Source organism: Myxococcales bacterium (assembly GCA_016706225.1).
Lineage (GTDB): Bacteria > Myxococcota_A > Polyangia > Polyangiales > Polyangiaceae > JADJKB01.
In genome coordinates this window covers 1,055,080-1,075,786 of record JADJKB010000003.1, presented here as the reverse complement: position 1 = coordinate 1,075,786, position 20,707 = coordinate 1,055,080, and the positions used below count along the sequence as shown (strand labels likewise).

Genomic DNA, 20,707 nt, shown 5'->3' with positions numbered 1-20,707 from the left:
TCGCTCAGTACTCACTCAGACAGATCTGCGGTCGGGTGGGTCTGGGCGGTGGAGTCGGCTCGGGGGTCGGCGTCCGACCGGGGAGTCCACCGTCCTCGTCCGTCGCTTCCGGTTCGGTGCCGCTCGCGTCCGACCCGGGCACGATGATCTCCGTGACGGGCTGCCTCGGGCTCTCCGGGTTCACGCCCGAGCGCTGATCTGCCGTGCAGCTCTGGGCTCCCGCACCCAGGCCCGCCCCCGCCAGCGCAGCAGCGATGAGCTGCGCCCGGCGCGCCAGGATGATTCTCTTCTCTTCCGTCATCAGTCCCCGAAGCTCAGCGCGGGCAGTGACCGGCGCAGCCGCCATGGCCTTTGCAATCGTTCAGGCCTTTGCACTCGTTCTCTGCGGTCTTGCACTCACCCTTGCCCTTGCAATCGTTCATGCCCTTGCAGCAGCTCTTCTCTTCGGCGGCCTCGGGGCAGCCGGTCTTGCAACCGCCTTGCCCTTTGCACTCGTTCAAGCCGCGGCAATTGCTCGCGCCCGCGCAGCGGCCTTGCCCCTTGCACTCGTTCTTGCCCATGCAGCAGTTCGGCGCACCGTGGCGCTCGGCGGCCTCGGGTAGCGCCTCACTTTCGCCAACGTCGGATGCACTCGGCGATTGCTCGGGGACCTCGACCGTCGCGAGGGTGTTCGGGCTCGCCGGCGCGGTCGCGGGTGTGGACGGTGAACAAGCGATGGTGGCGCCGGCGATCAGACCCAGAGCCGCCGCGAGCGCGAGAGCGCGTGCCGAGTCTGGATTCATCGAGCCAGCCTAACGGGCGTCGTTCGGCGCACAAAGCGCGATTCCAACGCCGCCGGCCCGGGAAGTCTCTCCGTGAGCTTTGGGCCGCGGGCCAGCTTCGACCTGGACGTCGCCCTCGGTTCTCTTTGAAATCGGTCTCCGAATGTGACAGGTCAGTGCCGCCTGCGCCCGTAGCTCAGCTGGATAGAGCGCTGGATTTCTAATCCGGTGGTCGGGGGTTCGAGTCCCTCCGGGCGTGCCAAGCGTGCGATGCTCACAGCCATGCGCTGGCTCCTCCTCGCAGCCATGTTGGTCGCCGGCTGTGGTGATGACTCGTCGAGCACTGCTTCGGCGACCGGCGGCAGCGCGGGCTCGGTGCAACCAGGTACGGGGGGCAGTGCTGCAGTTGGCGGTAGCGGTGGCTCCGGCGCGAGCGGAGGTACGGGCGGCTCGGGCGGTTCGGGTGCAACCGGCACCGGCGGCAGCGCGGGTGAGATCGCCGATGCTGCGAGCGATGCGCCACCGGTCGTGTGTGACTTCGCCTCGCCTGCGCCACCGACCTCGGGCGTGCGCTGGCCCGCGGCGTTCACCGCGACCGGTCCGAACACCCTCGGCGGTCACGGTCACGACGACGGCAAGGGACTCGTCGGCTTCTGTCCCGGCACCAAGGTTGCGGGTCAGCCTTTCTACCGACTCGTGGCAGCCGGATTCGAGACCGACGAGGACTTAAACAAGAACGGCGCGAACGATCCGTTGTCTGTCGACTTCTGGAAGACGCCAGCAACTTTTGCCGGTCTTGGTGAGTCTGGCGGCAGGATCAACGTTTACGTACAGATCGTCGATCAGAACGACAAGGTGCTGAACGTCACCACCAACCCAGAGATCCGCATCGAAAAGACCATCCTGGACGGCCCCACCGAGTCCTTGTCCCTCGACTCGAAACCCCAGAACGAGTTCCAGACCAACTTCCCCATGACCGGTGGCGGCACGCGCTACGGCGCCGCCATCGAGGGGGCCAGCGACCGGGTCATCAACCTGCGACTCCCGGGGAATCACCACGTGACCTACACTCTGGTGTTCCGGCGCGAAGGCGCCTGATTGCTCACCTGGAAACTGATTCCGTTCTAGTATCGGAGTTCTCTTGCTCCCCGTCGTCTTCGTCGACCTCTTCGATCACGCCGAGCTCGTCGGTCTCGTGCAGGCGGCGCTGAACACCGACGTGGCGCTGGTGCCCATCGGAGAGCAAGTCGTGCGCCTGCGTCCCCACGCGTTCGAGCTGCGTGTGCCGGGCCTGCGTTCGGTCGTGTTGCTCGGCGATCCGGACGGCGAGGCTTCCGGCGGCATGTTGCCTGTGCGTCTTCGCCCCTTCGACGACGCACACGCGGGGCAATTGTTGGTGCTCGCCTGCTCTCAGCCGGAGGACCCGGCGGCGGGCGTCGGTGAGAAGTATGCGCCGGGGCGCTGGGAGATGTTGTCGGCCGTCGACCGCCTCGAGCTCGAGGACGGCGTCGATCGCATCGACAGCCTCGAGCTGGACATGCCGCCGTCGTCGGCGCGGGTGTACCGCAAGCTCTCGACCGTTCCCCACGTCAACGGCATGGGCGAAGCGCTGTCCGCGCCGCCTCGCTACGACACCACCGACCCCATGGTCGGGCGCACGCTGGCTGGAAAGTACACCATCGAGGTCGCGCTCGGCGCCGGCGCGACCGGCATCGTCTATCGCGCGCAACAGGTCGCGCTCCGGCGCAGTGTCGCGGTGAAGGTGATGCACGCGCACTTTCGCGCCGCACCGGGCTTCGACAAACGCTTTCACGCCGAGGCTCTCGCCGCGAGCAAGCTCGACCACGCCAACGTGCTGCGGGTGCTCGACTTCGGTGAAGAAGCGGACGGGCTGCTCTACCTGGTGATGGAGCTCGCCTCCGGCAAGGAGCTCAGGGCGCTCTTGAACGAGCGTAGCTTGGGTCGGGATCGCGAGCTCGAGGTCATCGTGCAGGTCTGCTCCGCGCTGATTGCCGCGCACGAGCAGGGCATCGTGCACCGGGACATCAAGCCCGAGAACGTGATCATCGCGCTGGGCACGGACGAGGACGGCAGCCCGGTGGACGTGGTGAAGGTGTGCGACTTCGGGCTCGCCACGGTGCAGTCCCCGCGGGCCGGGAAAGACGACAACTCGCTGGCTGCCTCCGCCGTGAACCTGGTTGCTGGCACCCCGCAGTACATGTCGCCCGAGCAGATCCGCGGTGAACGGCTGGACGGCCGCGCTGACGTGTACGCGCTCGGGGTCATGCTGTTCGAGGTGGCAACGAGGCACCTGCCGTTCGACGCCGAGAGTGTGATGGACGTCGTGCAGATGCAGCTCTACCGGGAGCCCCCGCGCCCTCGGGGCCTCGACCCGCGGGTGGATCCCAGGCTGGAGAAGATCATCCTGCGCTCCCTGGCGAAGAACCGCGACGCGCGCTACCCGAGCGCGCGGGAGCTCCGGGCAGATCTCCGCGCGCTGCTCGACGCCCGCTCGGTGGTGCGCGACGTGCAGCGGACCAGTGTCCCGCTCGACAGCCCGGAGTCCGGGTTCCTGGAGCTGTTCATCGCGCTCACCACGGGCCTGTCCCCCACGAGCGTTCGCGACGACGTCGAGCGGGAACGCACCATCGATCGACTGTCCACCGCCACACGTACGGCCATCGCTGGGCGCGGCGAGGTGCGCTTCCTGTCCCGCTCGGTCGAGGGCCGGGATCTGCGCGTGGAGAGCGGCACGGGTGAGAGCTACGAGCTACGAGCGCTCGTGGGTTCCGCATCGGAGCCCTACGTGCGCCGCCTCGCGGACGTGTGTGCCGAGCACGACCTCGCGTGCGTCGCGCTCAAGGAGGGAGTCGGTCGTGCAGAGCTCGCCGATCTGATCTCGGCGTTCGAGACCGCGTTCTCACCTCAGGCCGTGATCGGTCGACTGCGAGAGCGAACGGGGCGCGGGCTGATGGTCCTGACGGCGAACGACCTCGTCGCGAGGCATCGCGGTGTCCCGCGCAACGTGGATCTGGCGGTCACACGCATCGCGTTCGATCTGAGCGGCGCGCCAGGTGCCGCGCTCGCCGGCAGGGACGAAGGCCCGCTGCGCTCCAGCGTCCTCGACGTGACGAGCGCGCTGACCCTCACCGAGCTCCGCGCCGTGCTATCGAACCTGGATCTGGCGCGCGGCTCCGCCACGACCTTGACCCACCTCGCGAAGGTCGACATTCGGCGGGTGGTGCTCCGGGCGCTCGACACCGACAAGGTGGTGGAGCTGTCGCTGCTCGTGCTCGAGGAGCTGAGCAGTCGGGCTGGAATCAGCGCCGAGCACGAGGGGGGTGTCGCTCGGGCGCTCGCCAAGGTGCTCGTCCGGCAGGACGACCCCGAGACGTACGACGCTGCGACGTTTCTACGAAGCGTCGATATTGGAGCTGAAAGACCTGCCGGTGCCCCTGCAAGAGTGGGCGGACGCCGAGCTCTTGGCCTTCGACCTGTCGCGGGACGCCGTGCAGGTGCTGGCGAGACTGCAGGCGATCCCGGAGCTCGAGACTCTCGCGCGGGAGCTCGAGCGTGTGCGGCGTGCGATGCGAGTGCTCGCGCGGCGCGGCGACAATCCGGCACTCTGGGCGACCGCGGCGCGCTTGCTCGAGCTGTCGGGTGGGGTGGACGCCGGGAAGCACAGTCACGAGGCTCTGGCTGCGAGCACGGCGCAGACCATTCGTGAGCCGGAGGTGTTGGGCGCGATCGCCGACGCGCTCTTGATGGGCTCGGGGGATCAGCGCAACGCTGGCATCGGCATCCTGCGCGGTGCCGGTTCGGCGGGTGCACGCGCGTTGCTCCTGGCGCGCGGGCGGATTGGCGACGAACAGGCCGCGCGCGGGCGCTTCATCGCGGCGCTCAAGGCCGTCGGTGACGTCGGCGTCGCGGTGATCGCCGAGGCGCTCGCACAGCTCGCCGCCGCCGGCCCCCGCTGCCCGCCTCACGACGCCGAGGACTTGCTGCGCGCACTGCCCGAGAAGCCGTTCGAGAAGCTCGGGCCCATCATCGGTGAGTTCACACGCCACGAGTCACCGGCCGTGCGTCGCGCGGCCACCTCGGTTTTGTCGACCGCGGTCGGGCCACACGCGCGCGATGCGCTGGTCACGCTCGTGAACGACACCGACGACGGTGTGCGCATCGCTGCGCTGGCGGGGCTGCGCCAGGCGGGCGCCATCGATCAGCTCGCGGTCTCGCGCATCGACCGCATCCTGAACACGACCAGCGGTGCCAGCGAAGAGCTGCGCGCCGCCGCCGCCGGTGCCTTGAGCGCGGCCACCCAAGACGCACGCGTCGCGGCGGTCGACGTGCTCCGGCGCGCGCTCCGCCCGGTGCGCATGTCGTTCATGGCCATGCTCAAGGACGCAACGACCGGTAGCGGGGAGAGTGTGCTCGTGCTCACCACCATCGCGCGGGTGCTGATCAGCCTGGCGGGTCCTCTCGGGCGCAGCGACGTCGAGGCGAGGGCCCGCGCAAGTCGCGGAGAGCTGAAGAAAGAGCTGCTCTCGTTGCTGGGGCTGAGCGGCTGAAGGGTCGGGCGGCGGGCACACGAGTTCGCAACGGCGTTTGATGTGGGTGCCCCCGCCTCGGTGCTTGGTCATGTCGCGTCGTTGGAGCCGGCGCTCGTTGCCAAGCTCAATCGCGTCGTCGGCACTCTCGCCCGCTTGGTCGGCAGCTGACCCCCGGCCGGTGATCTGGTCGCGATCGAAAGACTCTACGGACCGCCGCCGACCACGGGCACTGGCGGAAGCGGAGGCACGGGAGGCAGCAGCGGTTCGAGCGGGAGCGCGGGTGCGGGGGCAGTCGGCGGCATCGCCGGGAGTGGCGGCGTCGCTGGCAGTGCTGGGAACGCTGGCAGTGCGGGGAGCCCTGGCAGCGGTGGCTATGCGGGAGCCGCAGGCGTTGCTGGTTCCGCCGGCGCGAGCGGTGCTGCAAGCGATGACAACATCGACGGGGCCGACGTCATCGGAAGCGGCGGACCCGCGAGCGGGTCTGACGACGGCGGATGTGGCTGTCGCGCGACGCCGCGAGGCTCGGGCTCGGCCTGGCTCTTGTTGATGGCCGGCGCCACGGCGGTTCGTCGGAGGCGGCGGAGCCGCTAGAGCGCCGAACAGGTTGAACGTCGTTTGTTTTCCGGGCTTGACCGCGCGCCGGACCAGCCTGCCTTCCCGCTGTCCCGGCTTTCTGGCATCGTCGCGCCATGCCGAAGCGCACCAAGAAGGCACCCTCGCGTCCCACCTCACCCCGCGCCACCAAACAACGCGTCGCGCTGCTCGTTGCGACCCGCAAGGGCGCGTGGATCTACAAGAGCGACGCCGCGCGCCGCAACTTCAGCGTCGACGGCCCGCACTTCCTCGGCCACATCATCAGTCATCTGGTGCTCGACCCGCGCGACGGGCGCACGCTGCTCGCGGCAGCCAAGACCGGTCACCTCGGCCCGACGATCTTCCGCTCCACGAACTTCGGCAAGAGCTGGAGCGAGGCCAAACGACCGCCGGCGTTTCCCAAGGTAGCCAAGGGTGAGAAAGGTCGCGTGGTCGATCACACTTTCTGGCTCACGCCGGGGCACACGAGCGAAAAGGGTGTGTGGTACGCGGGCACGTCTCCGCACGGACTGTTTCGTTCCGAGGACGGCGGCGCCAGCTGGGAGCCCGTCTCGGGGTTGAACGACAACCCCAAGTATCGCGAGTGGATGGGTGGCCCGCAGGACGGCACACCGGACGGCCCGAAGCTGCACTCGATCCTCGTCGACCCGCGCAGGGCCTCACACCTCTACCTCGCCATGTCGAGCGGCGGCGTGCACGAGTCGCGCGATCGCGGCAAGACGTGGACGCCGCTGGTGAAGGGCCTCGAGGTCGTCGGGGGGTTCGACCCGAAGAACATCGTGTTCCACGATCCGCACTGCCTCGCCATCTGCCCGACCCGGCCCGATCGGCTGTACCAGCAGAACCACTGCGGCATCTACCGCATCGATCGCCCGAGCAACGAGTGGGTGCGCATCGGTAAACACATGCCGAAGAAGGTCGGTGACATCGGTTTCAACGTGGTCGTGCACCCCCGCAACGCCGACGTCGCCTGGGTATTTCCGATGGACGGAAGCAACGTCTGGCCACGCACCTCCCCGGAGGGCAAACCCGCAGTCTACGTGACGCGCGATGGCGGCAAGAGCTGGCAGCGTCTGGATGCGGGGCTGCCAACCACACAGGCGTGGCTGACGGTCAAACGCCAGGCGATGGCCGTAGATGGGCACGACCCGGTCGGTGTGTACTTCGGCACCACTGGCGGCGAGCTCTGGATGAGCCGCGACGAAGGCCGCCGCTTCCACAACATCGTCCGCCACCTACCGGAGATCTACGCGGTGGAGGCCGCAGAGCTCGCGTCATGAAGGTCCTGATCCCGAGCCCGTTGCTCTCGTACACGAAGGAGCGTGAGGTCGAGGCGAGGGGCACCACGTTCGCGGCGCTGCTCGCGGATCTCGACGCCCGCTACCCTGGCATCCGTTTTCGGATCGTGGACGAACAAGACCAGATGCGGCCTCACATGCGGTTCTTCCGCAACGGAGAGCAGGTGTTCGATCTCGCGGTGCGGCTCGACCCGGCCGACGAGATCCAGCTCGTTCAGGCCCTGAGCGGCGGCTGAGGTGACCTGACGCTCGTCATTCGAGCCTCTCGACCCGCGCCGCGCCCGGGCCTATCCTCCGCCCACCATGAGGGGATCATTCACGACGTGTCTGGGATGTATCGCGGCGTTCGTGTTCGCCTGCGGAGGCAGTACGCCCCCCGCGGACGCACCCGATCCGCCGATGGAGCAAACAAAGCCCGAGCCGAAGCCGGAGCCGAAGTCCGAGCCAAGCGACGAGCCGAAGTCTGACGAAGGCGACACCAAGGAAGGCAAGACGGCGCCCAAGCCGGCTGCGGTCGAGCCGACGTTCAAGGAGGGCAGCAGCGTCGACGAGGCGATCAACGCCGTGCCGCAGGGCACGCCGCGGGTCAACGTCGAGCAAGAGGCACTCAGCAAGCCGCTGCTCGACGAAGCCCTGTACAAACCCTGCAAGATGTCACCGACCCAGCATGTGAAGTTGAAGGTGGCGATCTGGGACGGCAAGGCCGTCGGCATGGACATCACGGCCAAACCCAAGAACGACAAGGTCGTCGCCTGCATGAAACAACAGATCAGCGCCATCACCTGGAAGGACAAGGTGAAGTCCCTCAACACGGTCGAGTACGAATACTAGGCCTGTACCAACCCGGCGCTGCCGAGTGCCGCGGCCTTCCGCTCGCATGCGGGGGAAGCGCGACCTCAGTGCAGCGCCTGAGAGCTTGCGGCGATCGGGAACGGATCAGGCGAAGCGTGGTCCAATCATGATGCGCGTTCGATCGACCGCCGGCGTGAGAGTCGCCGCGATTCTCGTCATCGGGCTACTCGCGCTGGCCTGTGTCGACCCCGAGGGAGCACCGCCGCCCCGCGCCACTGCTGTGATCGATGCCGCCAGCGATGCGAGCGTCGGGACCGCGGGTCTCTTTGGTTTCGAGTACCGCGATCTACCGAAGCGTACCAGACGTGCAACGGGGGGCTCGATTCGCGCCGGCGGTGTTCGTCGCCTACGCAGTCCCGTTGATACCAATGGTCATTCTTGGCACGTCCGTCGGAACTCCGTTGGTTTTGCATGTCGCTGCGATGACTCTCGCGGTTCCGGTCCTTTGGGTTCTTCTGGTGCGGACTTTCAGGTGGGCGGGCCGCACCCCGCGAGCAAGCACCTTCCAAAGGTTGAGGGCGTTGGCGAGCAATACTTGATCTACAACCCAAATGTTGTAGATTTCAATGGTGCGCAGCTCGACGGATGTCATTCGGGCGCTCACTAACGCGGGTTGGGTGCTCGTCCGAGCCAAAGGTGACCACCACCACTTCAAACACGCCACCAACCCCGCCATCGTTACGGTCCCGCATCCCAAGAAAGACCTCTCGATCGGCGTGCTCAAGAGTATCGAGCGCATCACCGGACTCAGACTGACCTAGGAACCCATGCACTACCACGCCAAGCTCGATCGCGAAGGACGTCAGTGGACAGCTGTCTTCGTTGATGCCCCGGGGTGCGCGACCTGCGCGCCCTCCAAGGAGCGCGTCCTGGCTGCGGCGAGGAAAGCTCTCGAAGGTTGGCTCGAGGCTCATCTCGTCGACGGACGCTCCCCGCCTAAACCCGCCTCGACCGCACGCCGCGCGGAGCCCATTGCGGTGGATCCTCAGCTCGCCGTTGCTGTCTCGCTCCGATGGGCGCGACAGGCGGCCGGTCTCACCCAGGCGCAGCTCGCGCGCAGGGTTGGCGTGTCCCAGCAGCAGATGGCGAAACTCGAGCGCCCAGGCGCGAATCCATCCATCGCCACTCTTCGGAAGGTTGCGGATGCCCTCGGTGTTCAAGTTCACTTTGACCTTGTGGCGGGTGCGGCCTAGCCCGCGCCCTGAGGTGGCCTGCGGCCGTCGGCGTCGTCGTCGCAACCACAACACGATCCCTGCGTCCAGGCTCACCATCGCACCCGATCTGCCTCCCCGCGTCTGCCGCGCCTTGCCGAATGACGACTTGACGCTCGGCGTGCGCGGGTGAAAGCGTGACTCGCACTGCGGACCTAGAACATGACTGCGAGACACGCTGCTGGACCGGCCCATGTCCGCTACGGACACCGCTGTCGGCCGCGCGACCTCGAGGTTGCGTGCCCGCGATGCGGGGCTTTGGCCACCGCCAAGAAAGCGTCCGAGTCCAGCGAACCGTCGTTGATCGGTGACATGTCCCCGTCGTGGTCCCTCGAGGATTGGCAGGTTGCATGCACCGCGTGCCTCCACAGAGCTTCGGGCCTCGCGTACGACCACTTGCCAGCGTGCTACTGGACCTTCGATGTTGGTCGAATCAGGGTTTGGGCCTGGAACCGCGAGCACCTGGAATTCCTGGGTCGCTACCTGCGCGGCGACTCGGCCGAATCGGAGCCTTACGCTTGGCTCGGCACGTACGTCCCGGGCGAGTGGAAGTTGAACGCCCCTCGTGTAGTCGAGGCCATCGCCGCGCGGCTGCATTCGACTCGTGCCAGAATACCTCCGTCCCGATGACGCTGACTCGTCCGCGTAAGACCCGATGACAGAAGCCGCCGCCCCACTCAGCGCCGACATCGTCACGCTCTGGGAGTTCGTGCGCGGAGACCTGAGCACGAAAGACTTCGCTGAGCGGTGTTACTTGTCCCAGACGCTGGGAGCGCTGCTTGGCCAGGACGGGCACCTGGAGCTCATTTCGACGGACTTCCGTGACGTCGTTGCCGTCGACTCCCTGCGCACGCGTCTGGAGGGCGTGCTGCGCGCGTTGGCGAGTCACACCTGCGACTGCTTGGCCGTCGCCAATTGCGGCGTCGTCGACATGGGTGAACACAGGGGAGTGTTCGCGTCCCTGGAGGAGGTCGCGCGGCGGGGGCCCGACTTCTGGTGGTTGTGGGCCAGTCGCTGCCGTGAGTGCGGGCAAGGCTGGCTCGTCGGTTCGGAAGAACGCCAGAACGACGTCTTCTGCATGCTGCGCCTTGCCCCGGAAACCCTCGCGGACATCGCCAGGAACGGAACCTGGCCACCGGACTTCGATCGCTATGAGGCGCTGCTTCAGCTCGGGCGACGTGCGGGGAGATCCGTTCGTTTCATCGATCCCTTGGGCAGTAGCTCGCTGCGGGCGACGATCGGCGATCTCGCGCGCGCCCGTCCTGGCATTCCGTTGACAGAGCTCGCGAGTCTGTTGAACCTCGACCTGGAGTCAGCACGCCGGATTGCCCTGAGCGTCGCCGAAGAAGAGTCGCTCTCCATCGGAATGGACGAGTAGGCTGCGCATGAGCACGACTGCTCGAGACTCCGTGTGACCCATGACGAGCGTGTTCCTCTATGCCCCGCAGGACTTCCGCAACCTCTGCGTGCTGGCCCGGACGCTGGAGGTCTTCGGTCACCGCGAGTGTCACGTGTTCGATCCGCGACGCCTGGTTCGTGAGCGCTACGGGAAGTCTCGCGCTCGTGAAATGCGCGTGGTCTCCGCTGGCGCCTTCGCGAAGATCCAGTGGCACCGAGTGGATGACCCCGGGCAGTTCCTGGGCAATTACTCGGGGCGCGTCGTCGCAACGGTCGCGCAATCCGGAGCGACTCCGCTCACGCAGTTTCGGTTCGCTCTGAACGACCTGCTCGTGTTCGGTCCCGAAAGCCACGGGCTGCCCCCTGCCGTCGTCGCGGATGCCCAGACCAGCCTGACCGTCGAATCGCAAGGTAAGACCCAGAGCCTGAATCTCGCGGTCTGCCTGGGCATCGTCCTGTTCGAGGCGCACCGGCAGCTTCACGGCACCAGGGACTGACGGCTGGTACGAGAACGAGTCCTCGCGGGCGAGCGCGCACCGCGAGGACATCGAGCCGGTGATTGAAGTCGCTCCGACTAACGGCGGCGCTTCTTCGCGGTCTTCTTGGCGGTCTTCTTGGCGACCTTCTTGCTGGTCTTCTTGGCGGCCTTCTTCGTGGTCGCCTTCTTTGCTGCCGGCGCCGCTGACGGTTCCCACACCGCGCAGGTCGCGCCGGTTGGATCCGCGAAGACGCCGAGGGCGCCGTGCCCAGGGATCGGCATGTACGGGACGATGATGTTGGCGCCGAGCTTCGCAGCCTTGGCGATCGACTTCTTGACGGAGGCGACTCCGATGTACTGGAGCCAAGCGTTCGGTGAACCCGGCATCGGGTGCTTCTGGATCCCGCCGCCCTGTTTCTCGGCGGTGGTGAACATGCTGTAGACGCTGCCGTCGGGCATCTTCATGTCCTGGAAGCTCCACCCGAAGAGTCCCTTGTAGAACTTCTTGGCGGCCGCCGGATCGCTGGTGTTGAGCTCGTGATGAACGAAAGTCGTCATGGATGTCCTCCCTGCTATGGGGCAAGCGCGCGCTCGCCGCGTGAAGGGCGGGAGTATCATGGACCTGAGCCCGTCCGTCTCGCCGAAATGGCGCGGTCCCCACCGGCTAGCCTGCGTGGTGCGCCCGTCCGCCGATCATTTGGGCACTATGGCCATGATCTGGCTGCCGCCCCATGACGACGAGCCGCCCCAGGTGACGTTCCAATTTGCCGCGCCCGCGCTGGTCTGCACTTCATAGGCCCCGTACTGCACCGCCTCACCGCCGAACCCGGCGCTGTCGAACAGCTCGGTGAATCCGGAGGTGTTCAGTGTCTGGGTGTAATACTTCGTGTAGGCCACCAGCACGATCGCCGGCTCGCTGGTGACGATGCTGCTCTTGTGCTGGTTACCGCCGCTGTGGGTCGCGATGGCGTGCGCGTGCACGAGCGCCGGGCGATTGAAATAGAAAGTTGAGATGCGCAGGTAGTCCAGGCTGTGGCCGGCGAGCACGCTGAACTGGACGACCTGTGGCCCCGTCGCTGGGTCGTCTTGGGAAAAACACCGCACGCCGGCCTGGTTGTTGCCGACGACGCCGCTGGCCGCGGGATCGACGGCGAGCATCGGTTGTCCGCTGAGACTGATGGTGCCGTAGAAGTTCGACGCCGTGTCGTTGTCGCGGGCATGGCCGCAGGCGAGCATGAAACGTGTCGACGCTGGGACCGTCGCCGCAAACGTGAGTCCCGTCGCGTTCGGGGCGCTGTCGCCCGATTGTTCGCTGCTGAAGTCGGCCAACACGAAGGGTGTCTTGGCCGCGGCGTCTCCGCCGCCGTCGTTCGGGGTTCCAGCGGCGCCTGCGCCACCGCCCGTGCCCGCACTGCCACCGGTGCCCGCATCACCGCCGAGCCCCGCGGTGCCCGCCGCCCCGCCACCGCCCGAGGTCGTGCCGCCGGTCGCCACGAAGCCTCCGCCGCCACTCGCTGACTCCGACTCCGCGATGTCCAAGCACGCGGCCAGCGCACCGCAAGAGATCAGGGTCGAGAGCCAGGCCGCACGCACAACCAGCAGACGATAGCGCAAGCTGCCGCGGAGGGCCCGGTCGTGAAGCCAGAGGTCGCAGTGTCCGCGCCGCCGCCCACGAGCTCGCGCGGAAACGAGGCTGCAAGGCCTCGAGCTGCCCCAACTTGCCGGGACAGAGCGCTGGCGCCCGGGCGAGGCGGAGCACGATGATCCCCGGATACTCGTGGGGAGGGTAGTTCCCTCATCGGCCAGCCTGCGCGGCAACACTCACCACGCGCGAGCCCGCAATGATTCGAGTGTCGTCACCTCCACGCCGCGTGCAAGTGCATAGTCTTTGCCGTCGGGTCGCACGACGATCAGTTGGTCGAGCGCAAGCACGTCTTGCGCCATCCTCATGGACGCCGTGAGGCTCGGGGCGTCCGCGAACTTGAACTCGAATCCGATCTTCTTGCCGCTGCGCACGAGCAAAAGGTCGAGTTCAGCCTGTGCATGAACGGACCAAAAGTAGAGCTCCTCGGGCGCAGCGTTGATGGTGCGGGCTGCTTCTTCGAGGGCGAATCCTTCCCAAGAAGCGCCCAGCTTCGGATGACGCAAAAGTTCTGACGCCGAGCGAATGCCCAAGAGTTGGTGCAGGATCCCAGAATCGCGCAGGTAGACCTTTGGCCGCTTCACCTGGCGTTTCTTGATGTTTTCGAACCAAGGGGCAAGGCGCCGGACCATGAACGTCCCAACCAAGATGTCGACGTAGCGAGCGATCGTCGTGTCTCCGATCCCGAGCGAACGTCCCAGTTCAGAAGCGTTGAGGATTTGACCGTGATAGTGCGCCAGCATCTGCCAAAATCGGTGGAGTGCCTGCGCGCCGATGCGAATGCCCAGCGCAGGAATGTCGCGCTCCAGGAACGTTTGCACGTAGGCTTTCCTCCAAAGCCAGCTTCCCGCGTCATCGTCAGCGAGAAACGAAGGAGGAAATCCACCCCGCAGCCAGAGTCCCTCCCGGTCCGCTGCATCCACTTCGTCCCCCGAAAGTGGAGTCACCTCGAGGGTCGCGAGCCGTCCCGCCAAAGACTCTGAACTCTGGCGGATGAGATCATGTGACGCGCTTCCGAGAATGAGCAAACGCATCTGGTTGTCGGGTCGATCGACGAGCACGCGAAGGACCGGAAACAAATCCGGTGCGCGCTGGATTTCGTCGATCACAACGAGTCCGCGCTGGTTTCCGAGCGCGAGCTTCGGATCCGCAAGGCGGCGGAGATCATCCGGATCCTCGAGATCGAAATACGCTTGCTCCCCTGCGTAGTCCGGGGCGCTGGCCGTGTACATGCGCGCGGCGGTTGTTTTGCCGCTTTGCCGCGGTCCCAGCAGCGCGACTACGCGCACCACCGAAAACTGGCGCTCAATCCGCGCGAGCAACTCACCTCGCTCCTGCACAGCGACCAAGCTATATGAAAACTCTTCACATAACGACGAGTTTTCATGGCTAGTAAATAGTCTTTAAATTACGGCTGGATGCTGGCTCATGCGCGAGCGTGACCTACGGCTATGACGCCGATGGCCGGCTCACGAGCTCGAGGCCCTGATGGCTTCTCTCGAGATGGTAGTGCCCGTCTTCACGCCGGCATGAAGCGGCAACGTTGAGCGCACCGGAGGTGCTGTGGGGCGTCGATCGAAGGATCGGCGCCCCGCGTTCTTCATCCGGCCCTACCAGCGCGCGCGAAGCCGCGGGGGCGTACCGGTCGCGCGCGAGCTCACTCCGCCGGGTCGAGCGGGTCGAACGCTGCGGCCTCGCCGCGCTTGACCTGCTCCGAGGTGCGGCCGAAGCGGCGCTCCTTGTTCGAGAATTGCTCGATGGACTCGAGCAGAGTCGCGGGGCGGAAGTCGGGCCACATGATGGGCAGGAACGACAGCTCTGCGTACGCGGCTTCGTAGAGCAGGAAGTCCGACAGGCGACTCTCGCCGCCGGTGCGGATCAGGAGATCCACGTCGGGCAGCGTGCGGGTGGTCATCTCACGGTGGAAGAAGGTCTCGTCGATCTCTTCGGGCAAGACCAGCCCAGCGCGAGCGCGCACGGCCAAGGCCCGCGCAGCCTCCACGATGTCCTGCCGGCCGCCGTACGAGAGGGCCAGGGTCAGAGTCATCTTCTCGCCGTCGGCGGTGTAGTGGATCAGATCTTCGACCGCGTGGCGCGTGCCCGTGGGCAGATCTTCGAGTGCGCCGATGACGTTCACGCGAATGCCGAGTGAACGCAGCTCCGAGCGCTCCTTCTTGGCAAAGTCCACCAGCAGCCGCATCAGCGCTTCGACCTCACCCCGGGGACGTGCCCAGTTGGCGACGCTGAAGGCGTACAGCGTGAGGTACTCGACGCCGACTCGCGCCGCCGTCTCCACTGCATCGCGCACCGCGCGGGCACCCTCTGCGTGACCCTCGACACGCTCGAGGCCGCGCTCGCGTGCCCAGCGGCCGTTGCCGTCCATGATGATGGCGATGTGACGCGGGACTCTGACTTTGCCGTTTTCGGACACGATGTTTTCAATCTCCATGAGCGAAGGAAGCTCGCTGTGAGAACAAGGTGGCAAAGACAAGCGCGGGACGCGGGGGGGCTGTGTGGAGGTTTGATGGAATCGCCGGAACGCCCCCCTGGCTGCGTTACATAAGTCCAAGCATTGCAGCCACTTGACCAGGTTGTGCTCCAGTCTGGGCGTGCGCCGACGGTTGCTCCGGCGGCGGCTTGGCGGTATCCGCTCGCCCTGGCGTGGCGGGCGCTCGTGCGTCCTCGTTCACCCTCTCGGAGGTCTCACATGAAGCTCGTCCTCGTTTCATTGGCGGTGGGTGTTGCAACTCTGTCTCTCGCAGGCTGTTCGGCCTCCGACAGCAGCTCCGGCACCGGCGGTGCTGGCGGTTACGGCACGGGTGGCGTGACCTCGGGCGGCGGCAGCAGCAGCGGTGGCTCGGGTGCAGTGGGCACCGGCGGCGTCGGTACGGGTGGCGTCGGCACGGGTGGCGTCGGCACGGGGGGTGTCGGCACGGGTGGCGTTGGCACCGGGGGTGGGGGTGGCAGCGGCGGCAGCGCGTGTCCGCTCCAGATCAGCGGCGTCTCTCAGCAGTGCGCCGACTGCATCACGGGCAGCTGTTGCAACGAGTTCGTGGCCTGTGCCAAGGACACGGACTGCAACGCGTTCAACACCTGCTTCGTTCAGAAGAAGCCGCAGTGCACCGAGACGGATCCGGTGGCGCTGAAGGCGTGCCTGACCAAGGACTGCCCGACGACGGACGCGGCGTTCAGTCTCTTTGCGACGGCTCAGGGCTGCGCCGGGCAAAGCTGCGCAGCGCAGTGCCAGTGAGAGCCACGCGGTAACGGACGGGCGCGCGCGGGCCGGCACCGGCGCGCCCTGGCCGCCGCACATTCTGTCGCGAGTCAGCTCGACTCGTTCGGTGCATCGTGCCGGGGTTTCGAGCGGCGCTCGAGGGCTTCGCGAGCCTCGTCTGCGGCCTCGCGGATCTGCTCCGCGGCGCGACGCCGTGCCGGCGGAAAGGTCAGGCGGAACACCGCGCGCGGAGGCCCGGGCTGTTTCAGCTCCGCGCGGCCGCCGTGCGCTTCCACGACGGCGCGCACGATGGCGAGGCCGAGCCCCGTGCCACCTTTGTCGGCGCGGGTGGTGACAAACCGGCGGAAGAGCCGCTCTCGTACGTGTTTGGGCACCGAGCCCGCGCTCGAGATCTCCAGCACCACGCCGTCTTCTTCGCGGCGAAGCTCGAGCTCGATGCCCTCACCCTCGGGCGAGTGCACGATGGCGTTGTCGAGCAGGTTGGTGACCGCTCGGACCAACCACGCCTCGTCGCCGCGGATCCGGGTGTCACCGTCACTCTGCAGTTTGACTCGACCTCGGTCGTCCCCCAACGAGTCGAGCGCGATGCGGGTCGCGGTCTCGAGCTCCACCACCTCTTGATCTTCGGCGCCCCGAGCCTCGATGCGCGCAAGGCTCAGGAGATCCCCGAGCAGCCGCTCGATTCGCTCGGTTGCCTCGCGGATGCGGCCGACGAAACGCCGCGCCTCTTCGGGTTCGTCGATGGCACCCTCTTCGAGCACCTCTGCGCTCGCTCGGATCGCTGCCACCGGGTTCTTCAACTCGTGGGACAGATCCGCGGCGAAGGTCTCGACGAACGGGCGCCCTTCGATCTGTCGCCGCATCGAGTCGATGGAGCGGGTCAGGCGCGTCACCTCCCGACCGCCGGGTGAGAGCGGTGCGGCGACCCGCTCGCCGGCGCTGACGCGTTCGGCGAACGCGCTCAGGTTCTCGATGGGGCGCGCGATGGCACGACCGATGAGGGCTGCGGCCGCAGCCGCGGCGGCTCCGAGCACCAGGCTGATGACCAGCACCGTGGGCGCAAAGTCCTCGAGCAAACGCCGCATCACGACGGTTGGCTTGACCACTCGAGCCGAACCCCGTGTCACCCCGCCGATGATGATCGGGGAGTCCACGGTCACCGTGCCTGGGGTGCCGCGCTCGCTGGCTTTTCCTCGGGGAAATAGCATGCGGCCCTCCGGGTCGAGCAGCTCGAAGGAGAGCTCCGCGCCGCGTTCGCGCTCGGCCTCGAGGCGCACGGCGATCTCTTCGATGCCCATGTTCCCGCGGTCCATCTCGCCCTCCATGATGCCGGCGATGGCGGCGCTCTCGTCGTGCGCCGCCTGGTTCGCCAGGCGCACCGCCCGCGCCTCGATGCGATCGATGACCATGATGCCGAGGCCGAAGGCGAACGCACCCACGATCAGGCCGAGCGCCAGGAACACCTGCATGCGAATGGACAAACCCCGGGTGCGCGTCGCGAGCAGGCGCGAGACCACGAAGGCGAGAAACAGGATCAGGCCGATGGAAGCAGCGGCGACGACGATCAGTCGGGTCACGACTTCTCGGCTTCGGGTCGGGGCTGGTCGGCGACCCGGTAACCGACGCCGCGCACCGTCTCGATCAGCCCCGGATTTCCGCCGGCATCCGCGACCTTCTTGCGCAAGCTCTTCACGTGCGAGTCGATGGTGCGATCGGTGATGGCAAAACCGTCTCCCCAGACCTTGTCGATGATCTGTGCTCGGGTGTAGACCCGACCCGGGCTCTCGAGCAGGCTGGTCAGGAGATCGAACTCGACGCGCGTGAGCTCGAGGGGGCGCCCGTCGACTTGCGCTCGGCGTGTGTCCTCGTCGACGCCGAGCGGTGAGCGCGTGGTGGCCGTCGGTGAGCTGGGCGACGGCGGTGCGGCGCGGCGCAGCACCGCCCGCACGCGCGCCACGACCTCACGCGGCGAAAATGGCTTCATCACGTAGTCGTCGGCGCCCGTCTCCAGGGCCGCCACGCGATCGGCCTCGGTGTCGCGGCTCGACAGCACGATGATCGGAGTCAGGCGTCCGGCGCGCCGCCACGCACCGATCAAGTCGAAACCGCTGCCGTCTGGCAGCATCAGGTCGAGTACGATCAGCTCCGAGTCCGCGGCGCCGTTTGCTGCCTCGCAGGTGCCGGCGATTTCCACGTTGAACCCGTCACGGCGCAGGGCGTACGCCACGGACTCCGCGATCGCGGGCTCGTCTTCTACGACAAGGATGCGTTGCGCCATCCTCGGCTCAGCCTAGCATCGCGCGCGTGCAAGAATCGGGGAGAACGCGGGGAGAGATCCTCACCGCCCCAGCTCCTTCACCAGCGGTCCAACGGCGTGGACCAGGCGATCGAGGTGCGCGGGAATGGGTTTCGTGCCGGCGAAGTGGACGACCAGACCCCCTGGGCGGATCTCGATGTGGCCGGTGAACCCCCAGCCCGACAACAGCCGGCGCGCGCCCGGCGGAAAGGCCGCCGCTGCCTCCGACGGCGACGCGGCCAGCGTCAGCATGTTCGAATCCCAGCTTGGGTCGCCGATCTGCACCGTCGGCATCGGCGGGTTTTCCAGGTAAGCAACCCGGGTGTTGAAGTGCTCGCCACCGCGGGCTGCGGCGCGCCGCACGAAGCTCGGGTGGGACACGAACAAGAGCAGCGTGCGATCCACGGGCTCGCTGTCGAGCGGGGCCTGCCACGGCTCGGCGATGGTTGCACCCCCGGGCGGGACCGACCACGACGCGCTGTTGAACCAAGCCTCGGCCCCGACCATGGTGTCGAAGGGCTCCCAGGCGGAAAACCAGCTCTGGTCGGGCCAGGCCTCGAACTTCATGCGCCGGCCGCGCGCCCAGGCGGCGACCTGTTCGGAGCCTTCGGGGAGTGGTGGGGGCGGAGTCGGCATGCAGACCTTCGAGATTGATATGGCGATTTCCGCCCCGATGGAACACCCACGGTGCCCATCCTCTTCCAGGCGCGCTGAACCGCACTAACTCCACCGCATGGCTTGACGAAAGCGCCCGCTCGGCGGAAGCATCGCGCGCGTGAAACGCATCACCCTGGGGATCGGACTCTTCGCACTCACTCTCTCGACGCTGCCGATGGGCGCCTGCGGCGGCGGCGGCAAGGATGCCGACTCTCCCGCGGGGAGCTCTCGCGACGAAGGTCGGGCCCAGGCCGTTCTGACCAAGGCGCGCAGCACGAAGAGCGCCGAGATGTACCGGCGCCTGGTCTCGCGATTCCCCGACAGCGCGGCCGCCGGCGAGGGACGCGACGAGCTGGCTGCGCTGTTGATCGCGGAGGCGGAGGGGCTGCTCAAGCAGCAAGACTTCCCGACCGCGGACGATCGGGCCGAGGAGGCGACGCTGTACGCCGGACTCGACCTGACCCGCAAGGCGCGAGCGCTTCAGAAATCCGTCGACGAGGCTCGGGCAGAGCGTGCGGCCAAGCGGGCTCTGGAGAACGCCGCGGAAGGCAAGTGCGCGAGCGCCCTGAAGCTCGTCGCCGATCCGATCCGCGGCAAGGCGCGGGCGACCTTCAAGGATGCGCTGAAGGAAAAGACCAAGGTCCAGCTCTTGACCTGCCTCGAGCGCAAGCTCGCCGAGGAGGTCAAGGCGGGGAACGTCGAAGCGGCCCGCGCGCTGCTCACCGCGCCCGACACCACGACCGCCCTCGACAAGGAGACCTTCGACAAGGCGGACGCGGCGTTGAAGAAGCTGATCATCGAGCAAGGGTTGAGCGTGCTCAAGCCGATGCTCGATGGGCAGAAGTGGGCGGAGGCGTTCAGCAAGCTGGACGAGCTGCAGAAGGGCGGCAAGCTGAGTGAGGGCGAACGCAAGATCGCAAACGAGGTAGTGAGGGACGCGATCAAGGCGCACGTCACCGCGGTGGTGAAGAACGCGGTGAGCGGGAAGAAGCCCGGAGAGGCCGCGAAGGAGATCGACGCGGCGCTGAAGATCGGCGGCTTCGAGCAGGTGCCGGAGGAGATCTCGGCCGCCCGGCAGAAGCTGAACATCGCGGTCGAGTGCGAGCGCTTGCGCTGCAAGCTCGACAAACCCAAGGCCGCCTGGTCGTGGGGTGCTGCGTCGGAGAAACCCGTGGAGAGCGCCGCCGGAGCCGAGACCGGCAAGCTCAAACACGGTCAAAAGGTCTGGCTCTTGGCCAAGGGCGGGCCGTTCGTGCTCATCGCTCACGAAGATCCCGGCGCGGCGGAGGGGCCTCAGCTGTTCGACAAAGCGAGCGCCTGGGTCGACGGGAAGAGCATCAAGAGCGAGGACACCGATGGTTATCTGCCTCCCACCACCGAGCTCGTTGGGGTCGTGGTGTGGGCGCCGCTTCGGGCGCCGACCAAGGACTATCACCTCGGCACGGTGAAGAAGGTCGAGGGCAAGAAGATCACCGTCGAGCGCATGGCGGACAAGGCGGACGTCGTCGTAGATGTCGCGTCGCTGCGCGCGGGCAAGGTCGGTGCGGGTCTCAAGGTGATGGCGTTCTGTGTTGGGCAGGTCCACACCGAGACCGCGAAGGTCGACAGTGTCGTCACAACCGACGACGGCGTGCCGAAAGTGAAGATCAAATGTGACAAGGGTGACATCACCCGGGTCGAGATCGGCACGGCGTTGACCACCAAGGCCGAGTGGCTGCCCAAGAAGAAGCCCTGA

At 67.0% G+C, this 20,707-nt stretch carries 20 protein-coding genes, 1 tRNA gene and 1 pseudogene; 13 read left to right on the top strand and 9 right to left on the bottom strand.

Annotated elements, in window-relative coordinates; translation table 11 throughout:
- Nucleotides 1–4: 4 nt before the first annotated feature.
- Nucleotides 5–301: a hypothetical protein gene (locus IPI67_06375; GenBank protein ID MBK7579818.1), complete on the bottom strand. Its 297-nt coding sequence runs from the start codon at nucleotides 299–301 to the stop codon at nucleotides 5–7.
- Nucleotides 302–314: 13 nt separating this feature from the next.
- A complete protein-coding gene (locus IPI67_06370) occupies nucleotides 315–782 on the bottom strand; it encodes a hypothetical protein (protein ID MBK7579817.1) in 468 nt (155 codons plus the stop codon).
- A gap of 164 nt (nucleotides 783–946) precedes the next feature.
- On the opposite strand from IPI67_06370, the gene IPI67_06365 reads away from it, so the two are divergent.
- From IPI67_06365 to IPI67_06315, 11 genes are all read left to right on the top strand, one after another.
- Nucleotides 947–1,023: transfer RNA gene (locus tag IPI67_06365), tRNA-Arg, on the top strand.
- A 20-nt stretch (nucleotides 1,024–1,043) separates the two neighbouring features.
- Nucleotides 1,044–1,859, top strand: a complete 816-nt coding sequence (locus IPI67_06360; protein MBK7579816.1) for a hypothetical protein — start codon at nucleotides 1,044–1,046, stop codon at nucleotides 1,857–1,859.
- A gap of 43 nt (nucleotides 1,860–1,902) precedes the next feature.
- Nucleotides 1,903–4,488, top strand: a complete 2,586-nt coding sequence (locus IPI67_06355; GenBank protein ID MBK7579815.1) for a serine/threonine protein kinase — start codon at nucleotides 1,903–1,905, stop codon at nucleotides 4,486–4,488.
- Nucleotides 4,489–4,495: 7 nt separating this feature from the next.
- Nucleotides 4,496–5,329 carry a HEAT repeat domain-containing protein gene (locus IPI67_06350; protein MBK7579814.1) on the top strand — a complete coding sequence of 278 codons (834 nt, stop codon included), beginning with the start codon at nucleotides 4,496–4,498 and terminating at the stop codon, nucleotides 5,327–5,329.
- A 740-nt stretch (nucleotides 5,330–6,069) separates the two neighbouring features.
- Entirely contained in the window at nucleotides 6,070–7,185 is a 1,116-nt protein-coding gene (locus tag IPI67_06345; GenBank protein ID MBK7579813.1) for a glycosyl hydrolase, read from the top strand.
- Nucleotides 7,182–7,439, top strand: a complete 258-nt coding sequence (locus tag IPI67_06340; protein MBK7579812.1) for a MoaD/ThiS family protein — start codon at nucleotides 7,182–7,184, stop codon at nucleotides 7,437–7,439. Before IPI67_06345 ends, IPI67_06340 begins: the two co-directional genes overlap by 4 nt.
- A gap of 67 nt (nucleotides 7,440–7,506) precedes the next feature.
- Nucleotides 7,507–8,034: a hypothetical protein gene (locus IPI67_06335; protein ID MBK7579811.1), complete on the top strand. Its 528-nt coding sequence runs from the start codon at nucleotides 7,507–7,509 to the stop codon at nucleotides 8,032–8,034.
- 587 nt (nucleotides 8,035–8,621) lie between these two features.
- Entirely contained in the window at nucleotides 8,622–8,816 is a 195-nt protein-coding gene (locus tag IPI67_06330) for a type II toxin-antitoxin system HicA family toxin (protein MBK7579810.1), read from the top strand.
- 6 nt (nucleotides 8,817–8,822) lie between these two features.
- Nucleotides 8,823–9,248 (top strand): type II toxin-antitoxin system HicB family antitoxin, encoded by a 426-nt coding sequence (locus IPI67_06325; GenBank protein ID MBK7579809.1) that lies wholly within the window; start codon nucleotides 8,823–8,825, stop codon nucleotides 9,246–9,248.
- Nucleotides 9,249–9,921: 673 nt separating this feature from the next.
- On the top strand, nucleotides 9,922–10,644 hold the full coding sequence (locus tag IPI67_06320; protein ID MBK7579808.1) for a hypothetical protein: 723 nt from the start codon (nucleotides 9,922–9,924) through the stop codon (nucleotides 10,642–10,644).
- A 40-nt stretch (nucleotides 10,645–10,684) separates the two neighbouring features.
- Nucleotides 10,685–11,161 (top strand): hypothetical protein, encoded by a 477-nt coding sequence (locus IPI67_06315; GenBank protein MBK7579807.1) that lies wholly within the window; start codon nucleotides 10,685–10,687, stop codon nucleotides 11,159–11,161.
- 77 nt (nucleotides 11,162–11,238) lie between these two features.
- On the opposite strand, the gene IPI67_06310 is transcribed toward IPI67_06315, so the two are convergent.
- From IPI67_06310 to uppS, 4 genes and pseudogenes are all read right to left on the bottom strand, one after another.
- The gene (locus tag IPI67_06310; GenBank protein ID MBK7579806.1) at nucleotides 11,239–11,700 is read right to left on the bottom strand and encodes a VOC family protein; all 462 of its coding nucleotides are present in this window, start codon (nucleotides 11,698–11,700) and stop codon (nucleotides 11,239–11,241) included.
- A gap of 135 nt (nucleotides 11,701–11,835) precedes the next feature.
- On the bottom strand, nucleotides 11,836–12,756 hold the full coding sequence (locus IPI67_06305; protein MBK7579805.1) for a hypothetical protein: 921 nt from the start codon (nucleotides 12,754–12,756) through the stop codon (nucleotides 11,836–11,838).
- A 207-nt stretch (nucleotides 12,757–12,963) separates the two neighbouring features.
- Nucleotides 12,964–14,106 (bottom strand): annotated as a pseudogene (locus tag IPI67_06300) (ATP-binding protein).
- 335 nt (nucleotides 14,107–14,441) lie between these two features.
- A complete protein-coding gene (gene uppS, locus IPI67_06295; protein ID MBK7579804.1) occupies nucleotides 14,442–15,233 on the bottom strand; it encodes a di-trans,poly-cis-decaprenylcistransferase in 792 nt (263 codons plus the stop codon).
- 258 nt (nucleotides 15,234–15,491) lie between these two features.
- Here uppS and IPI67_06290 point away from each other — a divergent pair, with 258 nt between their 5' ends.
- Nucleotides 15,492–16,034: a hypothetical protein gene (locus tag IPI67_06290; GenBank protein MBK7579803.1), complete on the top strand. Its 543-nt coding sequence runs from the start codon at nucleotides 15,492–15,494 to the stop codon at nucleotides 16,032–16,034.
- Nucleotides 16,035–16,108: 74 nt separating this feature from the next.
- Here IPI67_06290 and IPI67_06285 read toward each other — a convergent pair whose 3' ends face one another.
- Genes IPI67_06285 through IPI67_06275 form a run of 3 tightly spaced genes read right to left on the bottom strand, consistent with a single transcriptional unit; the run spans nucleotide 16,109 to nucleotide 18,951 of the window.
- Complete coding sequence (locus IPI67_06285) at nucleotides 16,109–17,596, bottom strand: GHKL domain-containing protein (GenBank protein ID MBK7579802.1); 1,488 nt, start codon at nucleotides 17,594–17,596, stop codon at nucleotides 16,109–16,111.
- Nucleotides 17,593–18,297, bottom strand: a complete 705-nt coding sequence (locus IPI67_06280; protein ID MBK7579801.1) for a response regulator transcription factor — start codon at nucleotides 18,295–18,297, stop codon at nucleotides 17,593–17,595. Before IPI67_06280 ends, IPI67_06285 begins: the two co-directional genes overlap by 4 nt.
- Nucleotides 18,298–18,357: 60 nt before the next feature.
- Nucleotides 18,358–18,951 carry a hypothetical protein gene (locus IPI67_06275; GenBank protein MBK7579800.1) on the bottom strand — a complete coding sequence of 198 codons (594 nt, stop codon included), beginning with the start codon at nucleotides 18,949–18,951 and terminating at the stop codon, nucleotides 18,358–18,360.
- A 139-nt stretch (nucleotides 18,952–19,090) separates the two neighbouring features.
- Here IPI67_06275 and IPI67_06270 point away from each other — a divergent pair, with 139 nt between their 5' ends.
- Nucleotides 19,091–20,707: a hypothetical protein gene (locus IPI67_06270; protein ID MBK7579799.1), complete on the top strand. Its 1,617-nt coding sequence runs from the start codon at nucleotides 19,091–19,093 to the stop codon at nucleotides 20,705–20,707.